Below are 13,916 nucleotides of genomic sequence, written 5' to 3'. Positions count from 1 at the left end.
TTGTTCTGTATGTGTTATTATAATAAAAACAAAAGATCTTATCGCTGCAAATGACTAGATTCGCATTGATAATGAAAGGTCGGTTGTATCCGCGGGCCTCACACGGTTGTACCGCTGAGCCGAACCAATCAAAATCCTTCATTTAACAAAGGGTTCTTACAGCCCCCTCTTCAGTTCATTAAGTAAAACCATTCAGCTTCAGCCAGCATCCACATGACAAAAGTAAAACTCTGTCGCTTTAGAAGAAGCCCTTCCATCATTGATCCCCAATCAACAAGTGGGTCAATAGAACGCCAAACAGAAATTCATCTTGTCGATTATTTGCGAATTCAGGGGTAAAGTCCAACGGTCAAATGAATCAATCTTCATACTATTAGCCTGTTTAATAATTTTATTGGGATAACTTCAGCCGAAGAATAGGTATGATGTATGAAAAGTAATGATAATATTCTGTTAATATTTCGTGTGATATTGTAAATTTGTTTTAAAATTGGATTATTTTGTTGTAATATAGGATATACACGAATCTTTACAGGAAAAAAGTAGGGGGATTTGTGTAAATGATGAAGTTTTTTCAGATATAATTTTTTGAAAAGCGTGCCAATTCAAGGGCCGTGTTAACAAATTATTATGTCAGTATAGAACTTATGGGAGGATATACTCTAATGGGGAAAAAGAAAATCGTGAAAATCGCATCTGCTGCGATGATGGCTGCGACAACGATCGTGGCAGTAGCACCGGCACCATCAGACGCCGCCACTAGCCTGAATGCAAAAATCAAAGCAGCTAAGGCCACCATCAAAAAACCATTCGATACCTATTTCTACTCTTCTAAACTCGCTTCCGTGTCCACTGTCGAGAAACAAATCAAGTCAGCCAAGCAAGCTAAAAAAGACATCAACTCTTCAATTAAAAAATCACTATTAAGCAAAAAAGAAAAAGAAGCCAAATACAAAGAAATCGAAGCTTATGATAAATATATCACCCGATCAGAGGGCTATGTAAAAGGATATAAAGACGCTGAAAAAGCGAAAGCGGCTCATGATAAGACGATCAATTCCCTTACGAACGCGGTCATTGCCAAGAAATCCAATGATATCAGAGATCAATACAACGCACTTGATAAAGCCGTGAAAAAGGCAGACAAGGCCATAAAGGATACGGTGTACGGTGCGAAGATCGAAAAGCTTTTATACGATAAATTCACAAAGTCGGCAAAAACGGCTTTGGATGGTGACCTTAAAGTGCCGTTTTACTATGAAAAAGCTGAGTACTGGGTGAAAAAAGGCGATTTGAAAACGGCAGACCAACGGATGAAAACCGTTTCGGCACAGCTGAAAAAGGTCAGTAAAACATCCAAACTCGGCAAGGGCATCCATGCTTACGTAAAAGAAGTAACCGCTAAGTATGATGCTGCGGTATACGCAGAAAAGAAAAAGGAAGTCGCCAAAAAAGTGAATGCCTATATAACTCTTGCCAACGGGGAGCTTAAAACGAAAGAACAGATAGACGCGGCTAAAAAAGCCAAGGCCGCCATCAATTTAAGTGGAATCAAGGATGCCGATCGCAAGGAATTCGAGGCGAAGATCACCCTGGCGGATAAAAAGGTTGCGGCTGCCGAAGAGGCTTTAAAGCCGAAGGCGATCACGCTTTCCTTGATGCACACGAATGACACGCATGCCCACTTGGACAATGTGGCCAAAAGGGTGACGGCTGTTAAGGAAGTGCGTCAAGAAAAACCCCAAGCGTTGTTGGTGGATGCCGGGGACGTATTTTCGGGAACTCTCTATTTCAATGAATTCAAGGGACAAGCAGATCTTCAATTCATGAATCTCATGAAATATGACATCATGACCTTTGGAAATCACGAATTTGACTTGGGTTCAAGTGCGGAAGGGCATCAAGCTTTGGCCGATTTCGTCAAAGGGGCACAATTCCCATTTGTCAGTTCGAATGTGGATTTCTCCAAAGATAATAAGTTTAAGGGACTCTTCTCTGACTTGATTTCAAGTAAACCGGAGCAAGGGAAGATTTACAATGGAATCGTGAAGGAAGTGGACGGTCAAAAGGTCGGGTTCTTCGGGCTTACGACGGAAGAAACGAAAGATATTTCAAGTCCTGGAAGCATCCAGTTCGAAAACTATCTAGAAGAAGCCGAAAAAGCGGTCAAGGCATTCGAGGGCATGGGTGTGAATAAAATCGTCGCCATCTCCCATATTGGCTATGACGACAATGCAGCTTACGACAACGATCTTACATTGGCCGCAAGCGTAAAAGGGATCGATGTGATCGTGGGCGGCCATAGCCATACGCAATTGGATAACCCTGTCGTTATCGACAAGGATGCAAAAGGGAACGAGAAGGATCCTACTGTCATCGTTCAGGGCTATCAGTATAGTGACTTTTTGGGAACGGTCGATGTGAACTTCGATAAGGACGGCAAGATTGACGGCCATGCAGGCAAGCTGATCAAGCTTGCCGATAAACAGGAAGATGCCGAAGCGGCTAAAGTGCTTGAAACATACTCCTCGAAGATTAAGGAGCTGAAGGAAACGAAGACAGGGGCAACCGCCGTGAATGCTTTGGAAACCCCTCGTGATGGAGGCGTCGAAACGAAGCCGAGTGTACGTAAAAATGAAACGGAACTAGGTAACTTGATTACGGATGGCATGCTTAGCAAAGCGAAAGAATTCAATAATGCTGCAGTCATCGCGTTCCAAAATGGCGGAGGGATCCGGGCCGGCATCGATCAAGGCGAAATCACGCTAGGGGAAATCCTGACCGTTTTACCATTTGGCAATACGCTGGCGACGATGAAGCTGACTGGTGCCGAAATCACGGAGGCATTAGAGCATAGTGTCAGCCTTGCACCTAAGGAAAATGGCGGTTTCCTCCATGTAGCCGGAATGAAATTCAGCTACGACAGCTCGAAGCCGGCAGGCAGCCGTGTGAACAAGGTTGAGGTGTTGGGCCAAGATGGAACATACTCCGAATTGGAGGCAGCGAAGCAATATGTCGTGGCGACCAACGCTTTTACAGCCAAGGGCGGAGATGGCTTCACCGTTTTCAAGAAGGCTTATGAAGAAGGACGGGTGACGGATATCGGGCTCGCCGATTGGGAAAATTTACGCGATTATGTAAGCGGACTGAAAAACATCTCTCCAAGCATGGAAGGACGGATTAAAGACGTGGCTGGAAACCCTGCTGATCCAACCGTAGTATCTGCTAAGGACTTTGGGGGAAGTGCTGATGCACCGAAGATCCATAACGGCGATGTGGTTGTGGACATTACGGATATCGACTCTTTGAAGGATGCGGAAGTTAAAGGCAATCTTACATTGACGGGTACTCCTGCGGATGACTTCACTTTTTCGAATGTTACGGTCGAGGGCGATCTGGACGTAGCAGTTGTTCAAGGTAAAAACGTGAACATGAGCGGCATCACCGTGAAGGGCGAAATCATTTTTTAATTCGCATGAAACAGATATACGTAAAAAGTCGGAGGGGTTGAGATCTTGAAGAAGAGTGGGATGAGCAAGCTTTTCCTTGCCATATTGTTTGTGCTATCAACGGTTTTGCCATACGCCGCCGTTGCAAACGCGGAAGGGACGACGATAACGGTGGCGGAAGCCATTACCAATAACAGCGGGACGGCAACCGTGAAGGGATACATTGTCGGAGTCGCAAAAAACGGGACAAGCTATCAGCAGGCACCGCCTTTTACTGAAGGGACGAATATTGGGATAGCGGACAGCCGGGATGAAACGGATGTAAAGAAAATCATGCCCGTTCAGCTTCCAGCCGGAAGCATCCGCACGGCATTGAATCTAGTCGATCATCCGGAATTGTTGAAGGCACAAGTGACGATTACCGGGAAATTGGAAAAATATTTTTCCGTACCTGGTCTGAAATCGCCGACCGCATACACCATCATCACGGATGGCGGAACTCCTCCTGAACAGCCAGATGTGAAGGTTCTGGATTCCATTGCCGAAGCCCGCACGAATACCGAAGATGTTGTGCAGGTGGATGGCGTGGTGACCACAGGGCTGGGATATTGGGGTGGTAAAGGATTTTATATCCAAGATGAGACCGCTGGGCTATATGTGTATGGTTCTTCATGGCCTAAGGATGTGAAGCAAGGGGATAAGGTTCGTTTAATTGGCAAGGTTTCGGCTTATAACAAGGAATTGCAAATGCAGCCGACTTCCTTGGATATCATTTCTTCCGGGAATGAGCTTCCGAGGATCCAAAAGCTGGACGCAACTGGCGTCAATGGGGACACACAAGGGGAGCTGGTCACCCTTGAAAACGTGACCATTACAGGATTGGCTGCATCGGGAACATACGGAACATTCGAATTTCTGGCGAAGGATGCAAACGGAAACACGGTGATTGTCCGTCATGATAACCGCAACGGTTCGACTTATGACGATTTCCTGAAAAGCTTTAAAGACGGCGATGTCATTTCCGTTACCGGAATCGCCTCACAATTTAATGACATATACCAACTGAAGCCGCGTGGCCTTGAAGATTATGAACTAATCAACAAACCGGCCGTTTACACGGATATTTTCCCTGGAACGGTGAGTGAACATACGAAGGTAATACTTAATACCGGCTGGAAAGATGCGAAGATTCATTATACGCTCGATGGCTCAGAACCGACTTCAGCAAGCACGGTTTACACAGAGCCCATCATCTTGACGAAAGATACGGTCATAAAGGCAATGGCCGTTAACGACAAAACGTCTGAGGTTTTCTCATTTGCCTATACCGTCACGAAAACCAATGAAGTGAAAATCCGTGAAATCCAGGGGATGGATCATTATTCATCGTACGAGAATCAACTCGTCTCTGGTGTCGAGGGTGTCGTCACGTATGTAAAAGATGCGAATAACTTCTACATGCAGGATCCGAATCCGGATCAGGACGTAACGACTTCGGAGGGAATTCTTGTATACAATAAAGCGCATGGTCTGAAAGCGGGAGATCATATCAAGGTGGCAGGTAAGGTCGTTGAATGGTATATCGAGGGGTATGCCGAGAGGAAAACGACAGATTTGCCAACAACGGAGTTGACGAACACGACCGTTGAAAAGCTCGGCACAGTGACTGTACCGAAACCGATCGTCATCGGCAAAGACGTCACTCCGCCTGCGGAAAACATAGATGATGATAGATTGACAGAATTCAATCCAGGCGAAGATGGCATTGATTTCTACGAGAGCTTGGAGGGTATGCTTGTCCAGGTATCCAATCCAAAAGTGGTTGCTCCACAAGACTATGGTGAATTGGTCGTGGTTCCTGGGAATATGGAAACGACGACTGCTGTTGGAGGCGTGAAAATTACGGAAACGGACTACAATCCAGAACGGATCATCTTGGATATAGATGATGAAAAATTCGTGGCCAAAACCGGTGATTCCTTTGAAGGATCGGTTACGGGTGTACTCAGTTATGGATTCAGCAACTACCGGGTGCTGACGGATAAAAATCAGCTGCCGACATTAAAGGATGGCGGCACGGCCCGGGAAGTGACAGCGTTAGAGAAGGATTCCGATAAATTATCGATTGCTTCCTATAATATCGAGAATTTCTCGACGCAAACGGCTAACGCGAAAGTGGAAACAATCGCAACATCCATCATTACAAATCTTAAGCAGCCCGATATCATCGGCGTTACCGAGATGCAGGATAATGATGGGGAAACGGACAGCGGGACAACGGATTCTGCACAAAGTGCCAAGAAGCTAACGGACAAAATCAAAGCATTGGGCGGACCGGACTATCAATTCATTGATATCGCTCCAGAAGATAGACGCGATGGCGGAGCGCCAGGCGGGAATATCCGTGTCGGCTTCTTATATAATGCCGACCGTGTCAAGTTAACGGAGGGAACGAAAGGGTCGGCGACGCAGTCGGTAGCCTTCAAGGATGGAAAGCTTACCTTGAACCCTGGACGGATCGAGCCTGCTGATCCTGCCTTCGCTTCAAGCCGGAAGCCGTTGGCCGCTCAATTCGAATTCAAAGGCGAAAGTGTCGTGGTAGTCGCCAATCATTTCAATTCAAAGGGCGGCGACCAGCCATTATTCGGAAAGAATCAGCCTCCTGTGCTTTCAAGCGAGACGCAAAGGCTTAAGATTGCTTCCATCGTCAACGGATTTGTCAGTGATATCAAGGCACAGAATGCCAAGGCGAATATCGTCTTGCTTGGCGATTTCAACGATTATGAATTTTCGGCACCGCTTAAAACATTAAAGGGTAAAGACTTAACGAATATGATCGAGAAAGTCCCTTTTGAGAAACGTTATTCATACACCTATCAAGGGAATTCCCAAGTATTGGACCATATTCTCGTCTCGAATAATATGGCCGCCGCGACGAAAGTCGATATTGTCCATATTAACTCATCCTTCATGGAAGTGCATGGACGGGCAAGCGATCATGATCCTGTATTGATTCAAACCGCTTTATCCGGATCGGGCGGAGTTGAACCGGTTACGCCAGATAAAACGTATCATCTGCAAAACGTTAAAACAAAAAAACTTACGATTGCATCCCCTAGTGTTTTGGTGGATCTGGACGAAGCATCCAAAATTGATGAAGGCATCATGTTAAAGAGTTCCTATGCAGTATTCAAAGGCTTGGGGCTCAAAAATGCAGCAGTCACGATCAAGCCGGATAAGGAAGGCGCAGTCATTGATTTTGGCGGCATGGCGGTGAAGGAAGTCATCATCGATAATGCTCATGTAAAAGAAATCCGCGGCGCTGAGAATGTCCAGAAGTGGTCAGTAACCGAAGGCGTCGACACAAAGAATATCAAGTTTTTCGATTCGAAAGGGGAAGCCATCGCTTCCCCTTTTGGGATTAAAGAAAATCAAGCGCCAGTCGTGACGAAACGTTTGGAAAACGTTAATGTGCAACTAGGGTCTAAGGTAACGATCGATCTGGATGAACATTTTACAGACCCCGATGGCGATCCACTGACCTTTTCATCGACGCTTGGTATGGTTGCCGGCTCCACGTTAACTCTCCCTACGAATGAGGCGGGGACAACCATTGTGGCAGTCAAGGCCGAAGACAAACAGTCGGAAGCGGTTGCCCGTTTCACGTTGAACGTCTCGGATGACTCGACGCTTGAAGCTTATTATGAAAAGGCGGCAGGAAAAACAGGGACGGAATTGAAGGCTGTGCTGCACTCCATCATCAAGGGACATACGATGGTGTCTTATGATCAAGTATGGAATGCTCTTAAGGAAACGGATGAAGATCCGCAAAACAGCAATCATGTCCTTTTGCTGTACTCTGGAAAATCGATTGCCAAGAACGCCAATGGCGGCAATGTTGGGCAATGGAACCGTGAACATGTTTGGGCAAAATCCCACGGTGATTTTGGAACAAGCAAAGGCCCAGGGACCGACCTGCACCATCTCCGTCCCGCCGATGTGACGGTGAATGGCAAACGGGGCCACCTCGATTTCGACGATGGCGGCCAAACGTACAATGGCTGTGAATGCAAATTCGATGCAGATTCATGGGAACCGCCAAACCATGTGAAAGGCGATATCGCCCGGATGCTGTTTTACATGGCCGTCCGTTATGAAGGGGACGGGGAGCTGGATCTGGAATTATCCGATTCGGTCAATACGTATCCGAAACCGCTCCATGGAAAGCTTTCGACACTACTGAAATGGAATGAACTCGATCCAGTCGACGATTTCGAAAGCCATCGCAATCATGTCATTTATGGCTGGCAGCATAACCGCAATCCATTCATCGATCACCCTGAATGGGCGTCCAAGATTTGGGGTGCCGTGAATTCGAAGGATGAGAAAAAGGCTAGCTAGTATTTTTAAGTTATTGGAGGAGCAGCTGGCATGTACACAGCTGCTCCTTTTGCCCTCCCATGTTCCAATGGGATAGGCTTTGATCTTCAATGCCAAAAAGATCAAAAGGGTATCGATCGAATCAATGGTTCTCTCCTTATTTAAAATGAGAATGGGAAGAACCGTAAAAGAGATTTTCGAGCATTGCTAAATTATGTAAAAATACTGAAAAATTAATCTTTATTTTTATTTTCTTAATAAGAAATTTTGTTAGGTATGCAGTCTAATATATGGTAAGATGAAATATGCAATGAAAGGGTTTACATTTCTAGGAAAAATAAAGATATTTTAATATAATAAAGAGGTTGTCCGTTTCGACAGCTTAATAGATGCTCGGCTTTAATGGAGGCTTTGGCAGAAGCGGTTACGCCGCCAGTCCATGAATGAAGAACAAAAAGCGGCATAAACAATGTCGGTTTAGTGCCAGAAAAGGAGCGGTACACAATGAAATACAGATCTGCATTTGATATAATCGGTCCCGTGATGATCGGACCTTCCAGTTCACATACAGCAGGAGCTGCCAGAATAGGCAGAGTGGCAAGGACATTATTCGGGAAGCAACCTAATAAAGCCATCATTTCTTTGTACGGTTCTTTTGCAAAAACCTACAGGGGACACGGCACGGATGTTGCTGTCGTTGGCGGGATATTGGATTTCGATACCGATGATGAAAGGATCCCTTCCTCCTTAACCATTGCGGAAGAAGCGGGCATGGAGGTTACCTTTACAATCGAGGATACGGTGATGGACCATCCCAATACAGTCAAGATCAGGCTATTCGATGAAGAGAAGGAATTGGAGCTTGTTGGAATCTCCATAGGCGGGGGTACAATCGAAATAACGGAGCTGAATACATTTAAGCTTAAATTGTCAGGCGAAAATCCAGCCATTCTGGTTGTGCACAACGATGTGTTCGGGATCATATCCTCCGTTTCAACCGTGTTGGCCAATCACGAAATTAACATCGGTCATATGGAAGTTTCACGAAAAGAAAAAGGCCAGATGGCCCTCATGGTGATCGAAGTGGATCAGAAGATCAAGCTTGAAATCATGAAAGAGCTTGAGGGATTGGAAAACGTTTTGCAAGTCATTAAAATGGTCGAATAAAGAAAATTCAAGAATGTTGGTATAGATGTGGAGGTAGAGATATGTTCCGGAATGTAGCAGAGTTGGTTGAACTAGCTGAAAGTAAGAATGTTAAAATCGCAGAGATCATGATTTTGCAAGAAATGGAGTTCTCAGGCTTGTCGAGGGAGCAAATCATTGAAAAAATGGACAGGAATCTGACGGTCATGGAACAAGCGGTCGAAAGAGGACTTAAGGGAGTGCAATCCGTTACAGGCCTAACTGGCGGAGATGCGGTCCTGTTGCAAAATTATATGAAGACGGGCAGGGCTCTCGCAGGCAATCTGCTCTTGGATGCCGTCAGCAAAGCTGTTGCCACGAACGAGGTGAATGCAGCGATGGGAATGATTTGTGCCACTCCCACTGCGGGGTCTGCAGGTGTGGTTCCCGGTACCTTATTTGCTGTGAAGGAAAAGTTGAATCCGACGAGGGCAGAAATGATCGAATTTCTCTTCACCTCGGCAGCGTTCGGTTTTGTCGTTGCGAACAACGCCTCGATTTCAGGGGCAGCTGGAGGCTGTCAAGCAGAAGTCGGTTCGGCAAGCGGAATGGCGGCAGCTGCGATTGTGGAGCTAGCCGGAGGTACGCCTAGTCAATCTGCAGAGGCGATGGCGATTACATTGAAAAATATGCTTGGCCTTGTTTGCGATCCCGTGGCTGGTTTAGTTGAGGTTCCTTGCGTGAAACGTAACGCGATGGGAGCATCTAACGCGATAACGGCAGCAGACATGGCACTGGCAGGCATAACGAGCCGCATTCCATGCGACGAAGTGATCGATGCGATGTATAAAATTGGGCAGACCATGCCAGTCGCCCTTCGCGAAACGGCAGAGGGAGGCCTTGCGGCTACTCCGACAGGCCGGAGATTGGCAGAGGAAATATTCGGGTCCTATAAATAATTATCCAACCCCCATTAACGACAGTCGTGGTTCGTGGGGGTTTTTTACATTGTTTACCTGTATAAGCCATGCATCACAAAAATCAAAAAAAGGAAAATAGAGGAAATTAGAGCGATTCGGCGTTTCCATGCTCCGTGAGCTGAACTGGCGGCCGAGAATCTGGATTATCAATGAATATGAAGGCTGAGTCACTTTGTCAGTTATCGGGCGGAATGATAAGATGAAAACGAAATTTAAACTGGAAAGGATTGATTCTTCATCAATTTTCTCGAATTAACGTACACGTCGGCAATGGAAAAAGCAATGTTTCAGGCTCATGGGATCGGTTATGCACTATATGCTCAAAAATTGGAGCAACGGATAATGGTTGAACAAGAACGGGAACTGGATCATCTACTAAGCAGGCGTATATCTGAGGGAATGAGAGCCAATCTTTTTTTGGGAAATTAAGAGCGAGTGCCAAAAAGCGAATAAGCGAACGAGAGGGCAATCTGAGGATTGCTCTTTTTGTTTTGTTATGGAATAAGGAAGGAAAAGAGGAATACCCATATCCTTCAACGAATTTCACTATAAAGGATACAGATGAGGGGGTTCGATATGCTGATAAGGGAGGCAACGGTCGCCGATGCAGAAGGGATAGCGATCGTACATGTAGACAGTTGGAGAACGACTTATAAAAATATCATTCCGAACGATTTTTTAGCGAAACTGTCCTACCACAAAAGAAAGGCTTCATGGATAGAGAATATATCGAATGAAGGGAATCACGTTTACTTAGCAGAAAATGGCGATGGAAGGATTGTCGGGTTCATTAATGGCGGAAAAAGGGCAAAAAATCCGGTTGCAGATTCCGGTGACTTAACCGCCATATATATCCTCGAAGAATTTCAAGGAATGGGCATAGGCAAAAAGCTTCTGAAGCAACTGTTTTTGAAATTGGAAGAGCTGGGATTTCATTCGATTTTGGTCGAAGTGCTCGATCGAAACAAATCCCGATTTTTTTATGAAGCATTTGGAGCAAAGGTGATTAAGTCGGAACCCATCAAAATAGCCGGCGAAGCATTAACGCTTTTGGTTTACGAATGGAAGGACACGGCCCAGGTATTGGATGCCAAGAATGTACGTGAAAGCGGAGGGAATTGAATTGGAGAAAAGGGAATTAAGAATCACTGCATTACCGGGATATGAAGGAGAAATTGGGCGGTGGCTCTGGTGTTTGGAAGATGTACGCCGTACGATCCTATCGCAATTAACCGGCGTCAGCCAAGCTATAATCGATACGAAGACGGCTGAACGGCAAACGATTGGCTCGCTGCTTTATCACATTGCATTGGTCGAGGCGGATTGGTTATACGAAGAAGTGCTTGTCAGGGAATGGGACCCGGAAATACTTGCCCTGTTTCCGGCAGACAGCCGTTCAGCGGATGGCTCCCTGACCCATATGGAGGGACAAACTGTAGAAGAACACGTGGACCGCCTGAACCGGGTACGCAAAGTTTTCCTCTCATATTTCCAAACAATGGACCTGGATGACTGGCGTAAACCAAGAATACTTGAAAAATATGACGTCACACCTGAATGGGTCGTTTACCATTTGATTGAACACGAATCCCATCACCGCGGACAAATCTTTCAACAACTGAGGCAATTACGGAACGAAATAAAAAGTTAACGACCGATCAAACTGGCGATAATCCGTCCGAGTGGAGTGAGAATTCGCCCCAGCGCGCGAGACCCCGTCCCGGCACGAAAAATTCAGCCAACAGCAAAACAAGAATAAAAACAAAAATAATCTGTCCAGGATCCTGGACAGATTATTTTGCTGTTTTTTTATTAGTCGATTTGATGGTTGTGGCTCGGGCGTATGAGGCTGCTGGCGTAACCGACGAGTCCTCCTACGATGGCCGGGATGATCCATCCTAGTCCTTCCCCATATAAAGGAAGGATTGCATTAAAGAAAGTATCGATGAATGAAATGTGAATGCCAGCTCCGCTTAATCCATCAAATAAGCTGACGATGAAGGTCAGCAGTAAGCTGCCTTGATACACTTCCGGTTTCCCTTTGAATAGAGAATGGAAGAATGTTAAGAAAATCAATACGATGGCCAACGGGTAAATGGCTGTCATCACAGGTACGGAAATGGCAATGAGCTGGGTCAGGCCGATATTGGCAACTATTGCACTGAAGACCGATAAGCTGATCGCAATGGTTTTGTATGGCAGATTCGGGAATAGTTTATGGAAGTATGTCGAGCAAGACGTTATCAGTCCTACACTTGTCGTTATACAGGCTACCGTAATCATTAGTCCCAATAGGATTCCGCCGTACGCCCCAAAGTAGTAATCCGATACTTTGGCCAAGACGATCCCTCCGTTGTCCAGATGTCCCAGCTTTTCTACGCTGGAAGCTCCCATATAGGAAAGGGCCGTATAAATCGTTGCAAGGATGATGGCAGCAATGGCGGTTGCTTTTCCGCAAACGATCATGATTTGTTTTTTTGTTGTGGCGCCTTTTGCTTTGATGGCATTAATGATGATGATACCAAAAACAAAGGATGCAAGTGTATCCATCGTTAAATACCCTTCTTTGAATCCATTGAAAAATGGTTGAATGGTATAGTTACTGGCAGGTGCTTGAAAGTCCCCGATTGGATGAACGAATGCGACCACCACGAGAATTCCAATGAACGTTAACTTGATCGGTGTCAAAACTTTCCCCACAATTTCGACAATTTTCGCAGGATTGAGCGAAAGAAGACACGTTACCGTGAAAAAGATGATGGTGAAGATGATTAAAGGCAGTGGTCCTGGATTTTCGGGTAAGAAAGGTTTCACACCGATTTCAAAGGATACGTTACCTGTTCGTGGTATTGCGAATAGCGGCCCGATCGCTAAATATAGAACGGTTGTGAAGACAATCCCAAACACCGGATGTACGCGACTCGCTAGCGACTGTAAATCATCTTTTCCTGAAAAGCCAAGCGCCATTACACCGAGTAAAGGCAGTCCGACTCCCGTTACCAAGAACCCGGCATTGGCAATCCAGACATTCATTCCTGCCGATTGACCAAGCATTGGCGGGAAGATTAAATTTCCTGCCCCAAAGAATAAAGCGAACAGCATGAAACCGATCACTACTATGAATGAAGATGGCACTTTATTAGACACATTAAAACCTCCATGAATTTACCCATAATTTACTATTTTAAAAAATAATTAAATTTTCTAAAAATTGTAGACAAACTAATATTTAAGACCATTTCGTATTATATCTAAATAAAATTGATATTTCAATATATTTTTTGAATTTTATTGCCAAATCTTTTGCCCAGGTCTCCGTTTCCAGCTTTCCTTATCTTATTTTGAGCATCTAAAAGCAACTCATACCATTAAGTTGCAATCAATCATGAACGATAGGTAATCATTGCACATAAATTAAAAGGATATCATTTTGGGACGTTTATTGGAGGGATTGGGTCATGATTAGTTTTAAACCGTTTCATGGAATCGTCACCATGGTCAGTGATTTTCCAACCGGGCAAAATGGTGAGCGGGAGGGCTGCTATAAATTAGTATCGGTGGAAGATAGGGGGACATCCGTGAATTTCGTCGTGTCACCCCGCACGTACTTCGTCGACCAGGCAATGGTGTCGGTAGGTGATCGGGTAACTGGATATTATGATGAAAATGCGGCTGTTCCTCTTATTTACCCGCCGCAATATCGGGCACTTATCATGGTGAAGGATCGTCCATATCAAAATGTGAAGGTGGATTATTTTAACGACCAGCTGGAGAGCCGGGATGGTCAATTGCGATTGAATCTTTCCTCGTTCACGCAAATCGTTTTACAAAACGGGCAACCTTTTTCGAGATCTCCTGAAAACCGAAATCTCATTGTCATCTATGGACCTGCCACCAAAAGCATCCCTGCCCAAACCACGCCATATCGAATCATCGTTTGGTGTTAAGGAAAAAGAAACGACCGGAAGCATCAGGCTTGCGG

At 45.4% G+C, this 13,916-nt stretch carries 9 protein-coding genes; 8 read left to right on the top strand and 1 reads right to left on the bottom strand.

Annotated features, from left to right (window positions below):
- Positions 1-665 precede the first annotated feature (665 nt).
- The 7 genes from MHI53_RS21310 (at position 666) to MHI53_RS21280 (ending at position 11,585) form a co-directional block, all read left to right on the top strand.
- On the top strand, positions 666-3,470 hold the full coding sequence (locus tag MHI53_RS21310; RefSeq protein ID WP_340372225.1) for a 5'-nucleotidase C-terminal domain-containing protein: 2,805 nt from the start codon (positions 666-668) through the stop codon (positions 3,468-3,470).
- Positions 3,471-3,515: 45 nt separating this feature from the next.
- Positions 3,516-7,850: an endonuclease gene (locus MHI53_RS21305; RefSeq protein ID WP_340372224.1), complete on the top strand. Its 4,335-nt coding sequence runs from the start codon at positions 3,516-3,518 to the stop codon at positions 7,848-7,850.
- A gap of 483 nt (positions 7,851-8,333) precedes the next feature.
- On the top strand, positions 8,334-8,996 hold the full coding sequence (gene sdaAB, locus MHI53_RS21300; RefSeq protein ID WP_061142738.1) for an L-serine ammonia-lyase, iron-sulfur-dependent subunit beta: 663 nt from the start codon (positions 8,334-8,336) through the stop codon (positions 8,994-8,996).
- Between the two features lie 41 nt (positions 8,997-9,037).
- The gene (gene sdaAA, locus MHI53_RS21295) at positions 9,038-9,913 is read left to right on the top strand and encodes an L-serine ammonia-lyase, iron-sulfur-dependent, subunit alpha (protein ID WP_061142739.1); all 876 of its coding nucleotides are present in this window, start codon (positions 9,038-9,040) and stop codon (positions 9,911-9,913) included.
- Positions 9,914-10,204: 291 nt separating this feature from the next.
- Positions 10,205-10,363: a hypothetical protein gene (locus MHI53_RS21290; RefSeq protein ID WP_260320206.1), complete on the top strand. Its 159-nt coding sequence runs from the start codon at positions 10,205-10,207 to the stop codon at positions 10,361-10,363.
- A 147-nt stretch (positions 10,364-10,510) separates the two neighbouring features.
- The gene (locus tag MHI53_RS21285) at positions 10,511-11,056 is read left to right on the top strand and encodes a GNAT family N-acetyltransferase (RefSeq protein ID WP_340372223.1); all 546 of its coding nucleotides are present in this window, start codon (positions 10,511-10,513) and stop codon (positions 11,054-11,056) included.
- Positions 11,031-11,585 carry a DinB family protein gene (locus MHI53_RS21280; protein WP_340372222.1) on the top strand — a complete coding sequence of 185 codons (555 nt, stop codon included), beginning with the start codon at positions 11,031-11,033 and terminating at the stop codon, positions 11,583-11,585. The genes MHI53_RS21285 and MHI53_RS21280 overlap by 26 nt, the downstream gene beginning before the upstream one ends.
- A gap of 161 nt (positions 11,586-11,746) precedes the next feature.
- Here the strand turns inward: MHI53_RS21280 and brnQ are convergent, their stop codons facing one another.
- Positions 11,747-13,081: a branched-chain amino acid transport system II carrier protein gene (brnQ, locus tag MHI53_RS21275; RefSeq protein WP_061142740.1), complete on the bottom strand. Its 1,335-nt coding sequence runs from the start codon at positions 13,079-13,081 to the stop codon at positions 11,747-11,749.
- Between the two features lie 311 nt (positions 13,082-13,392).
- Between brnQ and MHI53_RS21270 the strand changes: the two genes are divergently transcribed.
- Complete coding sequence (locus MHI53_RS21270; RefSeq protein ID WP_340372221.1) at positions 13,393-13,881, top strand: hypothetical protein; 489 nt, start codon at positions 13,393-13,395, stop codon at positions 13,879-13,881.
- Positions 13,882-13,916: the final 35 nt, after the last annotated feature.

This window comes from Peribacillus sp. FSL E2-0218 (genome assembly GCF_037992945.1).
Taxonomy (GTDB): Bacteria; Bacillota; Bacilli; order Bacillales; family DSM-1321; genus Peribacillus; species Peribacillus simplex_B.
This window is presented reverse-complemented; position numbering and strand designations above follow the sequence as displayed.